This window comes from Georgenia wutianyii, assembly GCF_006349365.1.
GTDB lineage: Bacteria > Actinomycetota > Actinomycetes > Actinomycetales > Actinomycetaceae > Oceanitalea > Oceanitalea wutianyii.
Window position 1 is genome coordinate 514,533 of record NZ_CP040899.1, and the last position, 21,057, is coordinate 535,589.

A 21,057-nucleotide genomic window follows, 5' to 3' on the forward strand; every position below is an offset into this window, starting at 1 on the left:
GAGACTGACAGTGAGCGAGCCGATGCGCCTCATGGCGGTGCACGCGCACCCCGACGACGAGTCGAGCAAGGGTGCCGCGACGATGGCTCGGTACACCGCCGAGGGTGAACGCGTGCGGGTGGTGACCTGCACCGGGGGCGAGCGCGGCTCCATCCTCAACCCCAAGCTCGCCCACGACGAGACGATCCTCGCGGACATGCCCGCCTACCGGCGTCGGGAGATGGCGGCGGCGGCCGAGGCGCTGGGGATCGAGCACGTGTGGCTCGGCTTCGTGGACTCCGGGCTGCCCGAGGGTGACCCGCTGCCGCCGCTGCCGGAGGGCTGCTTCGCGCTCGTGCCTCTCGAGGAGTCCGTCGGTGCGCTGGTCCGGGAGATCCGCACCTTCCGCCCCCACGTCATGACGACGTACAACGAGCTCGGCGGTTACCCCCACCCCGACCACGTCCGCTGCCACGAGATCTCGGTGGCCGCGTTCCACGCGGCCGCCGACCCCGAGCAGTACCCGCAGGCAGGTCCGGCGTGGGAGGTCTCCAAGCTGTACTACGACGTCGGCTTCTCCTACGCGCGCATCGAGGCGATCTCCACCGCCATGCACGAGCGCGGGCTCGTCTCGCCCTTCGACGAGTGGCTCGAGCGGGCCTCCCGGCGCCCGGAGCGCACGGTGACGACCCGCATCCGCTGCGAGGACTACTTCGACCGGCGCGACGAGGCGCTGCGCGCCCACGCCACGCAGATCGACCCGGACGGCTTCTTCTTCGAGGTGCCACGCGACGTCGAGCGTGAGGTGTGGCCCTTCGAGGACTTCGAGCTGGCCGAGTCGCGTGTGCCCGTCGAGCTGCCCGAGGACGACCTGTTCGCCGGGCTGCGTAGGCTGGTGGCGTGACCACCCTCCTCGGGCCGGCGCTGCTCGCCGTCGCCGCCCAGACGCCCGACCCCACTCCGTCCGAGATGACGATCTACACGGTGTCGCCCGGGATCGCGGGCTTCGTCATGTTCTTCGCCCTCGCCGTGGCCGGCTGGCTGCTGTTCCGCTCGCTCGTCAAGCACGTGCGCCGGATCGACCACGACAAGCTGCGCCAGGAGCGCACGGCCGAGGAGGCCGGAGCGCAGGACGCGGCCGCCGCGCCGGGGGACCGGCCCGGCGACCGCTGAGGCTCAGCGCGCGGCGTGCAGGGCGAGGAGCACCGCCGCCGCGTGGCACAGGTACCCGCCCACGGTGCCGACGTGGAAGATCTCGTGGAAGCCGAACCACCGCGGGCTCGGGTTGGGCCGCTTGAGCCCGTAGACGACCGCGCCCGCCGTGTAGGACACGCCGCCGGCGATGACCAGCCACATGATCGACGGGCTGCCGTTGCGGAAGAAGTCGGGCAGGAACCACACGGCCACCCAGCCCAGCGCGATGTAGATCGGCACGTAGAGCCAGCGCGGGGCGTCCAGCCAGAACACGCGCATGAGGATGCCCGCCGCGGCCCCGACCCACACGACGGTGAGAAGCACCGTGGCCGTGTCCGGCGGCAGCAGCAGCACGGCCAGCGGCGTGTAGGTGCCGGCGATGAGCAGGAAGATGTTCGCGTGGTCGAGCCGACGCAGCGCCGCCCCGACCGGCGCGGACCAGGTGCCGCGGTGGTAGACCGCGCTCGTGCCGAAGAGCAGCACCGCTGTCACGGCGAAGACGGCCGTGGAGGTGCGCGCGGCACCGGCGGGCGCCAGGACGACCAGCACGATGCCCAGGACGAGGGCGATCGGAGCGGTCCCGGCGTGGATCGCGCCGCGCAGGCGCGGCTTGACGGCGTCGATGATCGCCTCGGCCTGCTCCCCGACAGCGTCGGCGGCGTGGCGGACAGTGTCGTGGGCGTCTGGTCGGCCCATCCCTCACCCCTCGGAAGATCGAAACCTACGGTTGCGTAACCTCCGACAGCGTAGACCAGGTCGGCGGCGGCGAGGTGTCGCGCGCGGAGTAGCCTGATATCCGACCAGCCAGCCCCGACGTCGTCGACAGGAGTGCGCCAGAATCATGCGGCCCCCTCGCCTGCTGTACGGGCTGTACGAGCGCCGGCTCGCCCGCGCCCTCGACAAGAGCGCGGTCCCGCGCCACGTCGGCGTCATCCTCGACGGCAACCGGCGCTGGGCCCGCGCGCTCGGCAACCCCGCCTCGCACGGGCACCGCAAGGGCGCGGACAAGATCACCGAGGTGCTCGGCTGGGCCGAGGACGCCGGGGTGCAGATCGTCACCCTGTGGATGCTGTCCACCGACAACCTCCAGCGCGACGCCGAGGAGGTCGCCGAGCTCCTCGAGATCATCTGCTCCGCCGTGGAGTCCCTCGCCGAGACCGGGCGGTGGCGGCTGCGCGTCGTCGGCGCGCTCGAGCTCCTGCCGAAGGAGGTCGCCGAGCGCCTCGCCCGCGCCGAGGAACGGACCGCCGACGTCACCGGGATGGGCGTCAACGTCGCCATCGGCTACGGCGGGCGCTACGAGATCACCGCCGCCGTGCGGTCCCTGCTGCGGTCCTACGCCGACCGTGGCCTCCACCTCGAGGAGGCGGCCGAGGCCATCGGCATCGAGGACATCGCCGACCACCTCTACACCAAGGGCCAGCCGGACCCCGACCTCGTCATCCGCACCTCCGGCGAGCAGCGACTGGGCGGCTTCCTCCTGTGGCAGAGCGTCCACAGCGAGTACTACTTCTGCGAGGTCTACTGGCCCGACTTCCGGCGCGTGGACTTCCTGCGCGCCCTGCGCGACTACGCTCAGCGCGAGCGCCGTCTCGGCCGCTGAGCGGGGTGACCTGCGGGACCCGCGCTCCCGCGCCCGGGTGTGTCCTCCCGCGCTCCCGGGCGAGGAGGTCGTAGCGTCAGATGTGACGGGCAGCACACCCGCTGCCCTTCGGGGAGGCCCGCCGATGGATGCAGCACCACGCGTGGGGGCCGCCGGCCCACCGCCGGCCGGCCACCTGCCACTCACCGAGCCGGCGCCGTCCCGCTGCGCCGACGCGCCGGAGGGAGCTCCTACATGACCACGCTGATCCAGCAGCCGGACCTGTCCGCCGATCTCGGGCAGGCACCTGTGCCCGGCACCGAGGACGCCGTGCCCCAGCGACTCACCTACGTGCTCGACACCTCTGTGCTGCTCTCCGACCCCTACGCGATCGGGCGGTTCGCCGAGCACGACGTCGTCCTGCCCGTCGTCGTCATCACCGAGCTCGAGGGCAAGCGCCACCACCCCGAGCTCGGCTACTTCGCGCGCGCCGCGCTGCGCCTGCTCGACGACCTGCGCGTCCACCACGGCCGGCTCGACACCCCGATCCCGATCGGCACCGCCGGCGGCACCCTGCGCGTGGAGCTCAACCACTCCGACCCCACCGTCCTGCCCTCGGGCCTGCGCCTCGGGGACAACGACAGCCGCATCCTCGCCGTCGCCGCGAGCCTCGCCGCCGAGGGGTGCGAGGTCACCGTCGTCTCCAAGGACCTGCCGATGCGGGTCAAGGCCTCGGCCGTCGGGCTCAGCGCCGAGGAGTACCGCGCCCAGCAGGTCGTGGAGTCCGGCTGGACCGGGATGACGACGGCCAACCTCACTGACGAGGAGATGGCCACCCTCTTCGGGGAGGAGCGGATCGCCCTCGACGGTCTGTCGATGGCCGAGGACCTCGCCGGCGAGCTGTGCCACACCGGCGTCGTGCTCCACTCGGGGCGCGGCTCGGCCCTGGGCCGGGTGCGCCCGGACCGCACCCTCAGCCTCGTGCGTGGGGACCGCGAGGTCTTCGGGGTGCGCGGCCGCAGCGCCGAGCAGCGCATCGCCATCGACGTGCTCACCGACCCGGAGGTCGGCATCGTCTCCCTCGGCGGACGGGCCGGCACCGGCAAGTCCGCACTCGCCCTGTGCGCCGGGCTCGAGGCCGTGCTCGAGCGCCGCGAGCACAAGAAGGTCGTCGTCTTCCGACCGCTGTACGCCGTCGGCGGCCAGGACCTCGGCTACCTGCCGGGCACCGAGGCGGAGAAGATGAACCCGTGGGCCGAGGCCGTGTTCGACACCCTCGGGGCGCTGGTGGACCGCAACGTGGTCGACGAGGTGATGGGGCGCGGGATGCTCGAGGTCCTGCCGCTCACCCACATCCGCGGCCGGTCGCTGCACGACACCTTCGTCATCGTCGACGAGGCGCAGTCCCTCGAACGCAACGTGCTCCTCACCGTGCTCTCACGGATCGGTCAGAACTCCCGGGTGGTCCTCACCCACGACGTCGCCCAGCGCGACAACCTGCGGGTGGGCCGGCACGACGGTGTGGCCGCCGTCGTCGAGATGCTCAAGGGCAACCCGCTGTTCGCCCACGTGACCCTCACCCGGTCCGAGCGCTCGGCCATCGCCGCCCTCGTCACCGAGGTCCTCGAGGACACCGCCCCCATCCTCTGACGCCCCCTGCCCCCGCCCGCCTGCCCACCACCGTCCCGCCCGCCCGCCGGTCCGCCGGTCCGAGGCCCCCAGGCCCCCCACTCCCCGCGACAGCCGACTTGTGCGCGAGAGCCGACTTGTGCGCGAGAGCCGACTTGTGCGCGAGAGCCGACTTGTGCGCGAGAGCCGACTTGTGCGCGAGAGCCGACTTGTGCGCGAGAGCCGACTTGTGCGCGAGAGCCGACTTCTGAACGTCGCGGACGCGTCTGCTGTCGCAGGGGCGGGTGACGGCACGGAGAGCCCGGGGGTCCACTCCTGACGCTCTGCCAGACTTGGCGCATGACCAACCCGGACGTGGCGAAGCTGAGCTACGAGCAGGCGCGTGAGGAGCTGCAGGACGTCGTCCGGCGGCTCGAGACCGGCGCCGCGACGCTCGAGGAGTCGATGGAGCTGTGGGAGCGCGGTGAGGCGCTGGCCACCCGCTGCCAGGAGTGGCTCGACGGTGCGCGGGAGCGGCTCGCCGCCGCCCAGCAGGGACGCGCCGCCGGCACGGACGGGCAGGAGGAGGCATGAGCGCACCCTCGGTGCTCGTCCTCGGCGAGAGCCTCATCGACATCGTCGAGCGGACCGGCCAGGACGCCGTGGAGCACGTCGGCGGCAGCCCGGCCAACGTCGCCGTCGGGCTGGCGCGACTGGGCCACGCGGTCGAGCTCGCCACCTGGTTCGGCGACGACGAGCGGGGACAGCGGATCCGGGCCCACCTGGAGCGCGACGGCGTGCGCGTGGCCGCCGGCTCCGACGCCGCCGCCCGCACCTCCACGGCTCTTGCCCGGCTCGACGCCGACGGCGCCGCCGACTACGTCTTCGACATCACCTGCGACCTGCCCGACGTCGCCGAGGTGCCGTCCGTCGTCCACACCGGGTCGATCAGCGCCGTCCTCGAGCCGGCTGCCAGGAAGACCGCGCGCCTGCTCGACGCGGCCGCGCGCACCGCGACGATCACCTACGACCCCAACGCCCGGCCCGCGATCATGGGTTCGGCGGCCGAGGCCCGGAGCCTGGTCGAAGGCCTCGTCGCCCGTGCCGACGTCGTCAAGGTGTCCGACGAGGACGTCGCCTGGCTCGCCCCCGGTGAGGAGCTCACCGACGTGCTGCGCGGTTGGCTCGCGCTCGGCCCCGCGCTCGTCGTCGTCACGCGGGGTGGGTCGGGGGCGCTCGCGCTGACGGCCGGTGGCGCCGAGGTGAGCGTGGTGGCGCCCAAGGTCGCCGTCGTCGACACCGTGGGTGCCGGTGACTCGTTCATGGCCGGGATCATCGACGGGCTCGCGCGGGCGGATCTGCTCGGCGCGGACCGGCGCGAGCGGTTGCGGGAGATCGACGAGGCGACGGTGCGCACGGTGCTCGAGCGGGCGGCACGGATCGCCGCGATCACGGTGTCGCGTGCCGGCGCGAACCCGCCGACGAGCGCGGAGCTGGACGCCCCGAGCGTCTGACGATCGCGCAGAAGTCGGCTGTCGCGCGAAAGTCGGCTGTCGCGCAGAAGTCGGCTGTCGCGCGAAAGTCCGCTGTCGCGCGAAAGTCGACTCTCGGGCGAAAGCCGGCTCTCGGGCGAAAGTCGGCTGTCGGGCAAAAGTCCGCTGTCGGGCGAAAGTCCGCTGTCGGGCGAAAGTCGGCTCTCGGGCAAAAGTCCGCTGTCGGGCAAAAGTCGGCTGTCGGGCAAAAGTCGGCTGTCGCGGGGAGAGGGGGCGGGCGCGGGATTTGCAGGCGGGGACCTTTGCCTCAGGCGCGCCGGGAAGGGCGTCCGTAGCGTGGGTCTTGGGTCAACGAGGATCCGCCAAAGGAACGTCCCAAGACAACGGAGACCCCGGTGAACACCGACACGAGTACCCCGGTAGAACGGCCGGCGGTCGACGAGACCCGCCGCTCGGAGATCGACGCGCTCGTCGCCCGCGCGCAGCAGGCGGCGGCGGAGTACGACTCCTTCACCCAGGAGGACGTCGACCGCATCGTCAAGAAGGCGTCCGTCGCGGCGTTGAACCAGCACGGCGTGCTGGCCCAGCTGGCGGTCACCGAGACCGGCCGCGGCGTCTTCGAGGACAAGGCGGTGAAGAACATCTTCTCCTGCGAGCACGTGACGAACTCGATGGCGGACATGCGCACCGTCGGCATCGTGGCTCGCGACGAGATCAACGGCATCGTCGAGATCGCCGAGCCCGTGGGCATCGTCGCCGGCATCACGCCGGTGACCAACCCGACCTCGACGGCGATCTTCAAGGCCCTCATCACGCTCAAGACCCGCAACCCGATCATCTTCGCCTTCCACCCCTCGGCGCAGGAGTCCTCCGTCGCGGCCGCCCGGGTGGTGCGGGACGCCGCCGTCGCGGCCGGCGCGCCCGAGCACTGCATCCAGTGGATCAGCGCGCCGTCGATCGACGCGACGAGCGAGCTCATGCACCACCCGGACGTCGCGATGATCCTCGCGACAGGAGGCAACGCGATGGTCAAGGCCGCCTACTCCTGCGGGAAGCCCGCCCTCGGCGTCGGTGCCGGCAACGTGCCGGCCTGGATCGAGGCGACGGCGAACCTGCCCCGCGCGATCAACGACGTCGTGCTGTCCAAGGCGTTCGACAACGGCATGGTCTGCGCCTCCGAGCAGGCCGTCATCATCGACACCACCCGCTACGACGAGGCCATGGCCGAGTTCGCGCGCCTGCATGCCTACCGGGTGAACGCCGCCGAGAAGGCGATGCTCGAGCGGTTCATCTTCGGCGTCGAGGCCGGGGAGGAAGCCCGTGAGGGAGCCCGCCTCAACGCAGCCGTCGTCGGACGCAGCCCGCAGTGGATCGCGGAGCAGGCGGGCTTCTCCGTCCCGGCGGACACCTCGATCATCCTCGTCGAGGTCGACGCCGTGGGCCCCGCCCAGCCGCTCACCCGCGAGAAGCTGTGCCCGGTGCTGGCAGTCCTGCGCGCCGACGGGCGCGAGGAGGGCATGCGGATGGCCGAGCAGATGGTCGAGCTCGACGGACTGGGCCACAGCGCCGCCATCCACACGCAGGACGAGGCGGTGGTCGAGGAGTACGGCTCGCGGGTCAAGGCCGTGCGCGTCATCTGGAACTCCCCGGCGTCCCTCGGCGGGATCGGCAACATCTACAACTCCTTCATGCCCTCCCTCACCCTGGGCTGCGGCAGCTACGGCGCGAACTCCGTCGCCGGGAACGTCTCGGCGGCCAACCTCATCAACATCAAGCGGATCGGCCGGCGCAACAACAACCTCCAGTGGTTCAAGGTGCCGGCGAAGACCTACTTCGAGCCCAACGCCATCCGCTACCTGGAGGACATGGTCGGGGTCAACCGCGTCACCATCGTCACCGACGCGACGATGACCCGCCTCGGCTTCGTCGACCGCGTGCTCGACGTCCTGGGCCGCCGACCCGGCAAGGTCGCCCTGCAGATCATCGACAACGTCGAGCCCGAGCCGTCGATCACGACGGTCGAGCGCGGCGCGCAGGCGATGCGCGAGTTCGGCCCGGACACGATCATCGCTCTCGGCGGTGGCTCGCCGATGGACGCGGCCAAGGTCATGTGGCTGCAGTACGAGCACCCCGACGTCGTCTTCACCGACATCCGCGAGAAGTTCTTCGACGTGCGCAAGCGGGCGTTCAAGTTCCCCGCCCTCGGGGAGAAGGCCAAGCTCGTGTGCATCCCGACGACGTCGGGCACGGGTGCGGAGGTCACCCCGTTCGCGGTCATCACCGACCCGGTGACCGGCGTGAAGTACCCGCTGGCGGACTACGCGCTCACCCCGACGGTCGCGATCGTCGACCCGGTGCTCACCGGTGGGATGCCGGCGTCGCTCGCCGCGGACTCCGGCTTCGACGCCCTCACCCACGCCACCGAGGCGTACGTGTCGGTCTACGCCAACGACTTCACCGACGGCATGGCGCTGCACGCGATCCGGCTGATCTTCGAGAACCTCGAGGCGTCGGTGAAGGGTGGCCCCGACGCGGACAGGGCGCGGGAGAAGATGCACAACGCCGGGACGATCGCCGGCATGGCGTTCGGCAACGCGTTCCTCGGCATCGTCCACGCGATGGCGCACACCATCGGCTCGACGTTCGGCCTGGTCCACGGGCGGACGAACGCCACGCTGCTGCCGCACGTCATCCGCTACAACGGCACCGTGCCGACCAAGCTCACGAGCTGGCCGAAGTACGAGTCCTACGTGGCTCCCGAGCGGTTCCAGCAGATCGCCGAGGCCCTCGGGCTCCCGGCGAGCACCCCGGAGGAGGGCGTGGAGTCCTACGCCCGGGCGGTCGAGCAGCTGCGCACGGCTGTGGGCATCCCGCCGTCGTTCGCGGCGCAGGGGGTGGACGAGCAGGAGTTCATCGGGGGCCTGGACGACCTCGCGATGCGCTCCTACGAGGACCAGTGCGCACCGGCCAACCCGCGCATGCCGATGCTCGAGGACATGAAGGACCTCATGGCCGCGGCCTACTACGGCGTCTCGTTCACCGAGGTGCGTGAGCGCCGCGCCGCCGAGGTGGCAGCCGCCGCGGAGCCGGTCGAGGCGTGACCCTGCGCGAGCCGCGGCCTCAGGGCCGCGGCTCGCGGACCTCGACGGTCACGTGGCCGCCGGCGACCCGTGCGTCGAGCACGTCGCCGGCGGTCACGTCGTCGGGGTCGCGCACGACGGCGCCGGACCCGGTGCGCAGCACCGCGTAGCCGCGCTCGAGGGTGGCCAGCGGCGAGAGCGCCCGCAGGTGCCCGCGCTGTGACTCCAGGGCCGCGGTGCTGCGCTCGAGGCGCGTCGTCGTCGCGTGGCGCAGGGCGGTGAGGAGGCGGGCGACGTCGGTGGCGCGGCTGGTGACCATCGTCGTCGGGTCGGCGAGCACGGGCCGGGAGCGGAACGCCGCGAGCACGGCCTGCTCGGACTGCAGCCGGCCGACGACGCTCGCGCGCAGCCGCTGCCGGGCGAGGAGGACGCCGCGGCGCTCCTCGGCGACGTCCGGGACCACCCGCCGGGCGGCGTCTGTGGGGGTCGAGGCGCGGTAGTCGGCGACGAGGTCGAGCAGGGGCGTGTCGGTCTCGTGCCCGATGGCGGAGACGAGGGGGGTGCGGCACGCCGCCGCGGCCCGCACGAGCTGCTCGTTGGAGAACGGCAGGAGGTCCTCGACCGACCCGCCGCCGCGGGCGACGACGATGACCTCGACCTCGGGGTCGGCGTCGAGCTCGGCGATCGCCTGGCTCACCTGGGCGACCGTGCCGACGCCCTGGACGGCGACCTCGCGGATCGCGAAGCGCACCCCAGGCCAGCGCTCGCGGGCGTTGACGACGACGTCGTGCTCGGCCTTGGACTCCCGGCCGCAGACGAGGCCGACGCACGCCGGGAGGAAGGGCAGGGGCACCTTGCGCTCGGGGGAGAAGAGGCCCTCGGCGGCGAGCACCCGCTTGAGGTGCTCGATCCGGGCGAGCAGCTCACCGAGCCCGACGGCGCGCACCTCCCGGGCGTGCAGGGACAGGGCGCCGTTCTTGAGGTAGAAGTCCGGCTTCGCGTGGACGACGACGCGCGTTCCCTCGCTGACGTCGGGCAGGTCCCGGGCGGCGATCTTCACCGGCAGCGACATGTCGACGTCGGCGTCGCGCAGCGTGAGGAACGCCGTGCCGGCGCCGGGGCGGCGGCTGAGCTGGACGATCTGCCCCTCGACCCACACGGGGGACATGCGCGCGACGTACGCGGCGATCTTGCGCGAGAGGAGCCGCACGGGCCACGGCTGCTCCGCGGTCGTCTCGCCCGCGCGCTCGGGCAGCGGCTCGCCGGTCACGGGCGCGCTCCGTCGCCGAGCGGGTGGCCGCCGGCGCGCGCGGGGCCGGCGCGGAGGGCGGTGTGGGGGGTGTCCACGTGGGGTCGCATCGCTCACAGCATGCCACCGAGGGACGACGTTCCTTGCTCCGCACCGTAGCCTGGTGAGGTGACCACCCCGCCTTTCGATGCTGCCCAGGGCGACCGAACGCCCGACCGTCCCAAGGTCCAGTCGCTCGCCGGGGCCTCCGCCTTCCCCGACGCCGTGCCGGCCCGCACCCCGGGCGTCACTGCCGTCCCCGGCCGCCGGATCCTCCTCGCCGCGCCGCGCGGGTACTGCGCGGGCGTCGACCGTGCCGTCGACGCGGTGGAGAAGGCGCTGGAGCACTACGGCGCACCGATCTACGTCCGCAAGGAGATCGTCCACAACAAGTACGTCGTCGAGACGCTCACCGAGCGCGGGGCGATCTTCGTCGACGAGACCGACGAGGTGCCCGAGGGTGCACGCGTCGTCTTCTCCGCCCACGGTGTCTCCCCGGCGGTCCACGCCGCGGCCGCCTCCCGCAACCTCGCGACGATCGACGCGACCTGCCCCCTGGTGACGAAGGTGCACAAGGAGGCCGTGCGCTTCGCCGGCGACGACATGGACATCCTCCTCATCGGCCACGACGGCCACGAGGAGGTCGAGGGCACCCAGGGCGAGGCGCCGGACCACATCCAGGTCGTCAACTCCCCGGACGAGGTCGACCAGGTCGTCGTGCGCGACCCCTCGCGCGTCGTGTGGCTGTCGCAGACGACGCTGTCCGTCGACGAGACGATGGAGACCGTCCGGCGACTGCGTGAGCGCTTCCCCGCGCTGCAGGACCCGCCGAGCGACGACATCTGCTACGCCACGCAGAACCGCCAGGTCGCGGTCAAGCGGATGGCCCCGGAGTGCGACGTCGTCATCGTCGTCGGCTCGTCGAACTCCTCGAACTCGGTGCGGCTCGTCGAGGTCGCCCTCGAGGCCGGTGCCCGCGCCTCCTACCGCGTGGACAGGGCCGACGAGATGGACCTCGCGTGGTTCGACGGCGCGACGACGGTCGGACTCACGTCCGGCGCGTCGGTGCCCGAGATCCTCGTGCGCGACGTCGTCACCCGGCTCGGCGAGCTCGGCTTCGGGGAGGTCGAGGAGGTCCGTACGGCGACGGAGGACATCACGTTCTCGCTGCCGAAGAACCTGCGCGCCGACCTCAAGGCCGCCGGCGGCCCCGCCGACCGGCCACGTCGCGGGGGACGTCGCGCGTTGCGCGTCGAGGCCCGCTGACCTCCTTCTTCTTCCGGGCGCGGCCTCGCGTCCGGGATCTGGTCCATCAGCGTCCATCAGCGTCCAGCAGCATGCGACCTTACGGCCCCGTAGGTTACGGTGGCGTAGGCGCCAGCTGGTGGCGCCGTCGAACCGTAGAGCAGAGCACCAATGGCACCTGACGCCTTCACCGTCCCCGCCCTCACCGTTCCCGACCTCCTCGCCGACGCCGCCGGGTCGGTGCCGGACAACGTCGCGCTGGACTTCCTCGGGGCGAGCACCACCTATCGCGAGCTCGCGGACCAGGCCGACCGGGCCGCCGCGGTGCTCGCCGCCGCCGGTGTGCGGGCCGGGGACCGGGTGGCCCTCGTGCTGCCCAACTGCCCCCAGCACGTCGTCGCCTTCTACGGCGCGCTCCGCCTCGGTGCCGTCGTCGCCGAGCACAACCCGCTCGCCTCCCCGACCGAGCTGCAGGCGCAGCTCGCCGCCCACGGGGCCGACGTCGTCGTCGCCTGGGAGAAGTCCCTGGACAAGGTCTGCCCCGGCGGTGACCTCCAGGGCCGCACGGTGCTGGCGGTCGACCTCACCGCTGCGCTCCCGCGTCGCTCCCGCTTCCTCCTGCGGCTGCCGGTGCCCGCCGCCCGCGCGCAGCGCGAGGCCATGCGCGGACCGGTCCCCAGCGGTGTCGCGAGCTGGGACCGTCTGGTGCGCCGCACCGCGCCGCTGCCCGCCGACCACCCGGGCCCGGCGCAGGAGGACACCGCCGTGCTCCTCCACACCGGCGGCACCACCGGCACCCCCAAGGCCGTGGCCCTCACCCACCGCAACCTCGTGGCCAACGTCGCCCAGAGCGCGACCTGGATCTCCGGGCTGCGCTACGGCGAGGAGGTCTTCACCGCGGTGCTGCCCTTCTTCCACGCCTTCGGCCTCACGCTGTGCCTCACCACCGCCGTGCGGCTCGGGGCCACCCAGCTCGTCTTCCCCAAGTTCGACGTCGACATGGTCCTCGCCGGCACCCGCCGCCGGCCGGTGACGTTCTTCGGTGGCGTGCCCCCGATGTTCGCTCGCCTCGCCGCGGCCGCCGAGGAGCGGGACGTGGACCTCACCTCGGTGCGCTTCGCGATCTCCGGTGCCATGTCCCTGGACCGCGAGGTCGCCGCGACGTGGGAGCGGGTCACCGGAGGCCTCATCATCGAGGGCTACGGCATGACCGAGACCTCCCCCGTCGCCCTGGGCAACCCGCTCAGCCCGGAGCGCCGCCCCGGTGCCCTCGGCCTGCCGTTCCCCGGCACCGAGATCCGCATCGTCGACCCGGAGAACCCCGCCGTCGACATGCCCGAGGGGGAGACCGGGGAGCTGCTCATCCGGGGCCCGCAGGTGTTCGCCGGCTACTGGCAGAACCCCGAGGCGACGGCGGAGGTCATGCTCGAGGGCGGCTGGCTGCGCACCGGGGACCTCGTGCACCGGGACGCCGACGGCTTCGTCACCCTCGCCGACCGCCGCAAGGAGCTCATCATCAGCGGCGGGTTCAACGTCTACCCCTCGCAGGTGGAGGACGCGGTCCGGGCGATGCCGGGCGTGCGCGACGTCGCCGTCGTCGGGCTTCCCGACGGGCACCGCGGGGAGAGCGTCGTCGCCGCGCTCGTGCTCGAGCCGGGCGCGCACGTCGACCTCGGCGCGGTGCGCCGCTGGGCCGAGGACAAGCTCTCGCACTACGCGATGCCGCGCTCGGTCGCCGTGCTCGAGGACCTGCCGCGCTCCCAGCTCGGCAAGGTGCTGCGGCGCGTCGTGCGCGAGCAGCTCATGGCCAAGAACCGGCACCGCTGATCCCTGCTGGGCGGGTCCGTCCGCCCGTGCCGGGCGAAAGTCCGGTGGCCTCGACCTCTTTCCATATCGCTGCCGCACCCCTATCGTGCACTCCAGGTGACATGCGTCACGCCTGTCACTCGGGCCTCGGGGGGAGCAACGATGAAGAAGCACGCACGAGTGATGGTGGCGGCGTTGGCCGTCACGTCCTTCGGCCTCGCGGCCTGCAGCGGGGACGGCGACGACGGCGGCGACGGGGGCGAGACGACGACCGGTACGAGCACGGGCGTCGTCTCCATCAACGGCACCGAGCCGCAGAACCCGCTCATCCCCACCGACACCAACGAGGTCGGGGGCGGTGACATCGTCGACCTCCTCTTCGCCGGTCTCGTGCGCTACGAGAGCGACGGCACGGTGGTCAACGAGGTCGCGGAGTCCATCGAGACCGAGGACAACCAGAACTTCACCATCACCATCGAGGACGGCTGGACGTTCTCCGACGGCACCCCGGTGACGGCGCAGAGCTTCGTCGACGCGTGGAACTACGGCGCGCTGCTGAGCAACCAGCAGAACTCCAGCTACTTCTTCGAAAGCATCGAGGGGTTCTCCCTCGAGGAGGACTCCGAGCTCACCGGCCTGGAGGTCGTCGACGACCTGACGTTCACCGTGGCGCTCACGCAGCCCGAGTTCGACTTCCCGCTGCGGCTCGGGTACGCGGCGTACTACCCGCTGCCCGAGTCGGCGTTCGAAGACATGGAGGCCTTCGGGGAGAGCCCGGTGGGCAACGGCCCGTACATGCTCGCCGGGCCGGACGCCTGGGAGCACAACGTCCAGATCGAGCTCGTCCCCAACGAGGAGTACGCCGGGGACGTCCCCGCCCAGAACGGCGGGGCGCGAGTGGTCTTCTACGACAACCTCGACACCGCCTACAACGACCTCATCGCCGGCAACCTCGACGTCATGGACGAGATGCCCTCGGCGGCCCTCGCGACGTTCGAGGAGGAGCTCGGCGACCGGGCCGTCAACCAGCCCGCCGCGCTCAACCAGACGCTCGGCGTGCCGTCCTACCTGCCCCAGTTCGCCGGCGAGGCGGGCCTGCTGCGCCGCCAGGCGATCTCCCTGGCCATCGACCGCGAGCAGATCGCCGAGACGATCTTCGCCGGCACCGTCACCCCGGCCGTCGACTACACCGTGCCGTCCATCGAGGGCTTCACCCCCGACGTGCCCGGCAACGCCGTCACCCAGTACGACCCGGAGCTCGCCGCCGAGCTGTGGGCCCAGGCCGAGGCGATCGAGCCGTGGGAGGGGACGCTGACGATCAGCTCCAACGCCGACGGTGACCACCAGGCCTGGATCGACGCCGTCAACAACTCCATCCGCAACACCCTGGGCATCGACGCCGAGTTCGAGGCCTACCCGCAGTTCTCCGAGTTCCTCGACGCGCGGGACAACCAGGAGATCAGCGGGCTGTTCCGGGCCGGGTGGCAGGCCGACTGGCCGTCGCTGGTCAACTTCCTCGCGCCGATCTACGTCACCGGTGCTGGATCGAACGACGCGTTCTACTCCAACCCCGACTTCGACGAGATCATTCGGGAGATCAACGCCTCGGAGACGCTCGAGCAGGCCAACGCCCTCGTCGTCGACGCCCAGGCGATCCTCTTCGAGGGCCTGCCCGGCATCCCGCTGTGGGTGGAGAACGCGGTGGGCGGGTACAGCGAGGACGTCGACAACGTCGAGTTCGCCTGGAACCGCCAGGTCGACGTCCCGTCGATCACGAAGAACTGACCCGGGCCGCCCCGAGGACCCGCGATGGCCAGGTACATCGGGCGGCGCCTGCTGCAGATGGTCCCGGTGTTCCTCGGGGCGACCCTGCTCATCTACGCCATGGTCTTCGCCCTGCCCGGGGACCCCGTGGCGGCGCTGGGCGGGGAGCGGGGCCTGCCGGCGGCGGTGCAGGAGCAGATCCGCCAGGAGTACAACCTCGACAAGCCGTTCCTCGTCCAGTACCTGCTGTTCCTGCGCGGGATCTTCACCCTCGACCTCGGTGTGACGTTCTCCGGGCGCGACGTCCTGGACGTCGTCGCGGAGGCGCTGCCGGTCACCGCCCGGCTCGCCGTCATGGCGCTCGTCTTCGAGGCGGTCCTGGGAATCGGGATCGGTCTGGTCGCCGGGATGCGACGAGGTGGGCTGTTCGACTCCACGGTGCTCGTCATCAGCGTCCTCGTCATCGCCGTCCCGACCTTCGTCATCGGCTTCGTCCTCCAGTTCGTCGTCGGCGTACGCCTGGGCTGGCTGCCCGTGACGGTCGGCAACGACCCCACCTTCGTGTCCCTGCTCATGCCCGCCGTCGTCCTCGGCGCGGTCTCCCTCGCCTACGTGCTCCGCCTGACCCGCACGTCGGTGTCCGAGACGCTCACCGCCGACTTCGTGCGGACGGCACGGGCCAAGGGCCTGCGCCGCGGCAGGGTGGTCAACGTCCACGTCCTGCGCAACTCCCTCATCCCCGTCATCACCTTCCTCGGCGCCGACCTCGGCTCGTTCATGGGCGGGGCGATCGTCACCGAGGGGATCTTCAACATCAACGGGGTCGGCGGCACCCTCTTCCGCGCGATCATCCAGGGGGAGAACGTCACCGTCGTGTCCCTGACGACGGTGCTCGTCATCGTCTACATCCTCGCCAACCTGCTCGTCGACCTGCTCTACGCCGCGCTCGACCCGAGGATCCGCTATGGCTGACCTGACACCGGGGGTCCTGCCCGACCCGACCGCGCGACGTCGCGGTCAGGAGCACTTCTTCGCCGAGCTCGACGAGGAGGGGCTGGGCGCCGTCGACGCCGTCGCCGACAGCGGGGCGCCGTCGACCATGTGGGGCGAGGCGTGGCACAAGCTGCGGCGTCGTCCGCTGTTCTGGGTGGCGGCGGTGATCATCGTCCTCGTGTGCACGGTGGCGCTGTTCCCCTCGCTGTTCACCTCCCAGGACCCGCGGTACTGCGTGCTGGCGAACTCCCTCGAGCGGCCCCGGCCGGGCCACCCGTTCGGCTTCGACCGGCAGGGGTGCGACCTGTACTCCCGGGTGATCTACGGGGCACGCTCCTCGGTGAGCGTCGGGGTGCTGACGACGGCGCTCGCCATGGTCCTGGGGACGACGGTGGGGGCGCTCGCGGGCTTCTTCCGCGGCTGGCTGGACAGCGTGCTGTCCCGCATCACCGACATCTTCTTCGCCGTGCCGCTCGTCCTCGGGGCGATCGTCTTCATGCAGGTGACCGAGAGCCGCACGATCCTCACCGTCGTCCTCGTGCTCGCCGTCTTCGGCTGGCCGGCGATCGCCCGCATCGCGCGCGGGTCGGTGATGAACGTCGCCACCAACGACTACGTGACGGCCTCGCGGGCGCTGGGTACCGGGCCGTTCGGGGTGCTCTCCCGGCACGTCCTGCCCAATGCCGCCCCGCCGATCATCGTCTACGTCACGGTCGCGCTCGGGGTCTTCATCGTCACGGAGGCGACCTTGAGCTTCCTCGGGGTGGGCCTGCCGCCTTCGGTCATCTCGTGGGGCGGGGACATCTCCCAGGCACGCGCCTCCCTGCGCACCCGGCCCGGCGTGCTCTTCTATCCCGCCGGGGCGCTGGCCCTCACCGTGCTCGGCTTCATCATGATGGGCGACGCCGTGCGCGACGCCCTCGACCCGAGGGTGCGGGACCGATGAGCGCGTCGAGGGGTCGCGAGGAGCCGCTGCTCGAGATCCGTGCCCTCGAGGTGGCCTTCCGCTCGACCACCGGCGTGATCCCCGCGGTGCGCGGCGCGAGCCTCACCGTCTACCCGGGGCAGAGCGTGGCGATCGTCGGGGAGTCCGGCTCCGGCAAGTCCACCCTGGCCAACGCGATCATCGACCTGCTGCCCGGAACGGGCCAGGTCACCGGGGGCAGCATCACGTTCGCCGGGGAGGACATCACCCACCCGAGCCGGCGGCAGATGGAGCGGCTGCGCGGCGCGCACATCGGGCTGGTCCCGCAGGACCCGATGACCAACCTCAACCCGGTGTGGCGGATCGGCTTCCAGGTGCGCGAGACACTGGCGGCGAACGGCGTCGCGACGGGGGCCGCCGCGCGTCGCCGGGCGAGCGAGGTGCTCGCCGAGGCGGGCCTGGACGACGCCGAGCGGCGCTCGCGGCAGTACCCGCACGAGTTCTCCGGGGGGATGCGCCAGCGGGCACTGATCGGCATCGCCCTGGCCGGCGAGCCGGAGCTCCTCATCGCCGACGAGCTCACCTCGGCCCTCGACGTCACCGTCCAGCGGCGCATCCTCGACCACCTCGACACGCTCACCGCCGAGCGGGACGTCGCCGTCCTGTTCATCACCCACGACCTCGGCCTGGCGGGGGAGCGGGCCGAGCACCTCGTCGTCATGCGCCGGGGCCTGGTGGTGGAGTCGGGGCCCTCGGAGCAGATCCTCACCGACCCCCGCCACCCGTACACGCGACGCCTCGTGGACTCCGCGCCGTCGCTGACCTCCCGGCGGATCCAGGTGGCCAAGGAGCACGGCAGGGAGTCGGAGGAGCAGCTGGCCGACACCGAGGTGGCCCGCCGGCCGGACATCCTCTCCGTGGAGCACCTGACGATGGAGTTCTCCATCCGCGGGGGGCTGCCCGGCACGGGGACGACCTTCAAGGCGGTCGACGACGTCTCCTTCGCCCTGCCGCGCGGGGCGACGACGGCGCTCGTGGGGGAGTCGGGCTCGGGAAAGTCCACGGTGGCGAACATCGTCCTCAACCTCCTGGAGCCGACCGAGGGGCGGGTGGTGTTCGAGGGGACGGACATGGGCTCGCTGAACAGGCGTGAGCTGTTCGACTTCCGCCGCAAGGTGCAGCCGGTCTTCCAGAACCCCTACGGCTCCCTCGACCCCATGTACTCGATCTTCCGCGCCATCGACGAGCCGCTGCGGCTGCACGGGATCGGCAACCGCAGATCGAGGGCGGACCGCGTCGCGGAGATGCTCGACCTCGTGGCACTGCCGCGCTCGACGATGCGCCGCTACCCCGGTGAGCTGTCCGGCGGGCAGCGTCAGCGGGTGGCGATCGCCCGCGCGCTGGCCCTGCAGCCCGAGCTCGTCGTGTGCGACGAGGCGGTCTCCGCGCTCGACGTCCTCGTCCAGGCGCAGATCCTCACCCTGCTGCACGACCTGCAGCGCGAGCTGGGCCTCACCTACCTGTTCATCACCCACGACCTCGCGGTCGTGCGGCAGATCGCGGACACGGTCGCGGTGATGGAGAAGGGTCGCATCGTGGAGATGGCGACGACCGACGAGGTGTTCGAGTCCCCGCAGCAGCCCTACACGCAGGAGCTGCTCGCGGCGATCCCCGGCGCCACCCTCGACATCGGCGGGTGAGGGAGGTCAGCGCTGGAGCGGCAGCTCCAGGGCGTCGGTGAGCTCGGGGGCGGTGAAGCGGCGGACCTGGCCGCGCTCGCCGTCGATCTCGCGCAGGTCGAGGGAGCCGGGGTCGAGCCCGTCGAACCCGCGGGCGGTGACGAGCAGGCGTGACTCCACCGAGCCGACCAGCCGGTTGTAGTGCGCCACCGCGCTCTCCAGCGTGCGGCCGAGCTGGCTCGCGTGCCCGGCCACGGTGCCAAGCCGCTCGTAGAGCGTGCGGCCGAGCTCGAGCAGCCGGCGCGCGTCCTCGGTGACCGAGGCGGAGGCCCACACGCTCGCCGTCGTGCGCAGGAGGGCGAACAGGGACGCCGGGCCGGCCGGGGCGACCCCCTGCTTGAAGGCGTGCTCGAGGAGGCCCGGGTCCTCCTCGAGGGCGGCGGAGAGCAGGCCCTCGGCGGGGACGAACATGACGACGAGCTCCGGGCTGCCGCTCAGCTGCTCGGCGTAGCGCCGCGCGCCGAGCGCGTCGACGTGGGAGCGCAGCGCACGGGCGTGGGCCGCGAGCAGACGCGCCCGCCGGTCCGCGGTCGCGGGGTCGTTGACCGCGGTGACGGCGCTCGCCTCGAGGTAGGAGTCGAAGGGGACCTTCGCGTCGATGACGAGCGTCTTGCCCTCCGGCAGCCGGACGACGAGGTCCGGGCGACCTGTGGCGTCCGGCGTCGCGCCCGGCAGCGAGGCGAGCGAGGGCTGCTCGAGGAAGTCGACGTGCCGCAGCATCCCGGCCGCCTCGACGATCCGGCGCAGCTGGACCTCGCCCCACTGCCCGCGGGCCGTGCCCGAGCGCAGCGCCCCGGCGAGCGTGGCGGTCGTGGCGCGCAGCTCCTCCTCCGAGCGCTGGGCGGCGTGCAGCCGCTCGGCGAGGACGGTGAACTGCTCGGTGCGCTCCCGCTCGAGCTCGGCGACGTGCTCACCCACCTGCGCGAGCGTGGCGCGCACCGGCGCGAGGGCGCGCAGCACGTCGTGGTCACGCGAGGCGCGGTCCTTGAGGTCGGCGCACTCCGCGGCCAGCGCCTCCGCCCGGGCGCGGGCGGCCGCAGCCTCCTGCCGGGCCCCGGAGAGCGCGCCCTCGCCCCGGGTGCGGGCAGCCAGCCACCCGACCGTCAGCCCGAGGGCCAGGGCCGCGACGGCGAGGACGATCACCACTGTCGTGTCCATGTGCCCCAGCCTCGCAGCCCCCACCGACATCCCCGCGCAGGCGGGGGTGCGGGGGTGCCGGACGTCAGAGGAGGACGGTGACGATCGCCAGGCCGGTGGTGGCGAGGAGCAGGGCGGCGGGCGCGGCGTCGAGGCGGCGCTGCGGACGCGGCAAGCCGGCCGCTCCCGGGCGGCCGGTCCGGTGCTGATCGATGAGCCGGGCCACCACGGCGGGGTCGCCCCCGCCCGCGACGTCGGCGGTGAGCCGGTCCAGCCGGGGCAGCGCGGGCTCCTCCCGGCGCCTGCCGAGCCAGCGGCCGAGGGCACTGCGGGCGGGCAGGCCCCACGCCCCGACCTTCCCGCCGTCGACGAGGAGCTCCAGGCCCCAGCGGGTGCGCGTGCCGGTGACCGCCGACCACGGCAGCCACGTCGTGCTCAGGACGTTGACCACGCGCACCCCGCCGCGCTCCACCCGCACGAGCGGACGCCAGAAGGCGGCCCAGCCCATGGCGGCGAGGACGGCGGGCAGCGCGCCGTAGGCGAGGAGCGCGCTGGACCCGCCCTCCAGCGCGAGGGCGAGGAGGACGACGACGGCGATCACCCAGGTGACGACGGCGTAGACCCGGCTCGTGGGGGCGCGGAAGACGACGGCGGGCTGCACCCGGTCATCATCCCAGCCCGCGTCGGCCCTCAGCCGTGCTCGGGGCGCTCCCCACCCTGGGGCGGCTCGCCCGGCTGGCTGGTCACCGTGGTGAGGAGGAAGACCGAGTCCTCCAGCGCGGCGACGGCGTGGCGCTGGTGGGTGAGGGTGTGCAGCTCGCCGGAGGACAGGACCGGCTCGCCCTCCCCGGTCACCCGCACGCGCCCGACGAGCACCTGGATGCTCGCGGCGTGCGGTGCGTTGTGCTCGGCGAGCTCGGCGCCCTCGCGCAGCGCGATGATGGTCTGGCGCAGGACGCCGTCGCGGACGAGCAGCTCGGCACTGCGGCCGTACTCGTCGGCGCGCGCGGCCTCCAGGTGGGAGGTGGTGAGGGCGGTGAGGTCGGGCATCGGTCCTCCTCGGGGCGTCGGATGGACTCACCGTGGCACAGCACCCGGCGCTCCGCACGGGGCATGGACCCTCGATCGTGCGCCCGTTCCTGCCACCGTGCGGGCGCTGCGGCAGGCGCACCGTGACAGGAAGGGGCGCACGGTGGCAGGGGAACGGGCCTGCGCGGGGGGTGC

At 72.5% G+C, this 21,057-nt stretch carries 18 protein-coding genes; 13 read left to right on the top strand and 5 right to left on the bottom strand.

Annotated elements, in window-relative coordinates; all coding sequences use genetic code 11:
• Positions 1-10: 10 nt before the first annotated feature.
• Both mca and FE251_RS02410 read left to right on the top strand, forming a co-directional pair.
• A complete protein-coding gene (mca, locus tag FE251_RS02405; protein ID WP_139072208.1) occupies positions 11-883 on the top strand; it encodes a mycothiol conjugate amidase Mca in 873 nt (290 codons plus the stop codon).
• Complete coding sequence (locus FE251_RS02410; protein ID WP_139072207.1) at positions 880-1,152, top strand: hypothetical protein; 273 nt, start codon at positions 880-882, stop codon at positions 1,150-1,152. Before mca ends, FE251_RS02410 begins: the two co-directional genes overlap by 4 nt.
• 3 nt (positions 1,153-1,155) lie before the next feature.
• On the opposite strand, the gene trhA is transcribed toward FE251_RS02410, so the two are convergent.
• Positions 1,156-1,869 (bottom strand): PAQR family membrane homeostasis protein TrhA, encoded by a 714-nt coding sequence (gene trhA, locus FE251_RS02415; protein WP_139072206.1) that lies wholly within the window; start codon positions 1,867-1,869, stop codon positions 1,156-1,158.
• Between the two features lie 145 nt (positions 1,870-2,014).
• Here trhA and FE251_RS02420 point away from each other — a divergent pair, with 145 nt between their 5' ends.
• The 5 genes from FE251_RS02420 (at position 2,015) to adhE (ending at position 8,957) form a co-directional block, all read left to right on the top strand.
• Positions 2,015-2,776: an isoprenyl transferase gene (locus FE251_RS02420; RefSeq protein ID WP_139072205.1), complete on the top strand. Its 762-nt coding sequence runs from the start codon at positions 2,015-2,017 to the stop codon at positions 2,774-2,776.
• 234 nt (positions 2,777-3,010) lie between these two features.
• Positions 3,011-4,405, top strand: a complete 1,395-nt coding sequence (locus tag FE251_RS02425) for a PhoH family protein (protein WP_139072204.1) — start codon at positions 3,011-3,013, stop codon at positions 4,403-4,405.
• A gap of 318 nt (positions 4,406-4,723) precedes the next feature.
• Complete coding sequence (locus tag FE251_RS02430; protein ID WP_139947679.1) at positions 4,724-4,957, top strand: exodeoxyribonuclease VII small subunit; 234 nt, start codon at positions 4,724-4,726, stop codon at positions 4,955-4,957.
• On the top strand, positions 4,954-5,877 hold the full coding sequence (locus tag FE251_RS02435) for a carbohydrate kinase family protein (protein ID WP_139947681.1): 924 nt from the start codon (positions 4,954-4,956) through the stop codon (positions 5,875-5,877). Before FE251_RS02430 ends, FE251_RS02435 begins: the two co-directional genes overlap by 4 nt.
• Positions 5,878-6,251: 374 nt before the next feature.
• Positions 6,252-8,957 (top strand): bifunctional acetaldehyde-CoA/alcohol dehydrogenase, encoded by a 2,706-nt coding sequence (gene adhE, locus FE251_RS02440; protein ID WP_139947683.1) that lies wholly within the window; start codon positions 6,252-6,254, stop codon positions 8,955-8,957.
• 19 nt (positions 8,958-8,976) lie between these two features.
• On the opposite strand, the gene xseA is transcribed toward adhE, so the two are convergent.
• Positions 8,977-10,206, bottom strand: coding sequence for an exodeoxyribonuclease VII large subunit (gene xseA / locus FE251_RS02445; RefSeq protein WP_179954771.1), 1,230 nt, complete (start codon positions 10,204-10,206; stop codon positions 8,977-8,979).
• A 243-nt stretch (positions 10,207-10,449) separates the two neighbouring features.
• On the opposite strand from xseA, the gene FE251_RS02450 reads away from it, so the two are divergent.
• The 6 genes from FE251_RS02450 (at position 10,450) to FE251_RS02475 (ending at position 18,657) form a co-directional block, all read left to right on the top strand.
• Entirely contained in the window at positions 10,450-11,490 is a 1,041-nt protein-coding gene (locus tag FE251_RS02450; RefSeq protein ID WP_139072228.1) for a 4-hydroxy-3-methylbut-2-enyl diphosphate reductase, read from the top strand.
• A gap of 150 nt (positions 11,491-11,640) precedes the next feature.
• On the top strand, positions 11,641-13,296 hold the full coding sequence (locus FE251_RS02455; RefSeq protein WP_139947686.1) for an AMP-binding protein: 1,656 nt from the start codon (positions 11,641-11,643) through the stop codon (positions 13,294-13,296).
• Between the two features lie 141 nt (positions 13,297-13,437).
• Complete coding sequence (locus FE251_RS02460) at positions 13,438-15,060, top strand: peptide ABC transporter substrate-binding protein (RefSeq protein ID WP_139947688.1); 1,623 nt, start codon at positions 13,438-13,440, stop codon at positions 15,058-15,060.
• 24 nt (positions 15,061-15,084) lie between these two features.
• Positions 15,085-16,011: an ABC transporter permease gene (locus FE251_RS02465; RefSeq protein WP_139947690.1), complete on the top strand. Its 927-nt coding sequence runs from the start codon at positions 15,085-15,087 to the stop codon at positions 16,009-16,011.
• Positions 16,004-16,978: an ABC transporter permease gene (locus FE251_RS02470; protein WP_139947692.1), complete on the top strand. Its 975-nt coding sequence runs from the start codon at positions 16,004-16,006 to the stop codon at positions 16,976-16,978. Before FE251_RS02465 ends, FE251_RS02470 begins: the two co-directional genes overlap by 8 nt.
• A complete protein-coding gene (locus FE251_RS02475) occupies positions 16,975-18,657 on the top strand; it encodes a dipeptide ABC transporter ATP-binding protein (RefSeq protein ID WP_139072195.1) in 1,683 nt (560 codons plus the stop codon). Before FE251_RS02470 ends, FE251_RS02475 begins: the two co-directional genes overlap by 4 nt.
• A 6-nt stretch (positions 18,658-18,663) precedes the next feature.
• Here FE251_RS02475 and FE251_RS02480 read toward each other — a convergent pair whose 3' ends face one another.
• From FE251_RS02480 to FE251_RS02490, 3 genes are all read right to left on the bottom strand, one after another.
• Positions 18,664-19,854 (bottom strand): DNA recombination protein RmuC, encoded by a 1,191-nt coding sequence (locus FE251_RS02480; RefSeq protein ID WP_168202627.1) that lies wholly within the window; start codon positions 19,852-19,854, stop codon positions 18,664-18,666.
• A 64-nt stretch (positions 19,855-19,918) separates the two neighbouring features.
• On the bottom strand, positions 19,919-20,494 hold the full coding sequence (locus tag FE251_RS02485; protein WP_139947696.1) for a PH domain-containing protein: 576 nt from the start codon (positions 20,492-20,494) through the stop codon (positions 19,919-19,921).
• 29 nt (positions 20,495-20,523) lie between these two features.
• A complete protein-coding gene (locus FE251_RS02490) occupies positions 20,524-20,883 on the bottom strand; it encodes a cupin domain-containing protein (RefSeq protein WP_139947698.1) in 360 nt (119 codons plus the stop codon).
• Between the last annotated feature and the right edge of the window lie 174 nt (positions 20,884-21,057).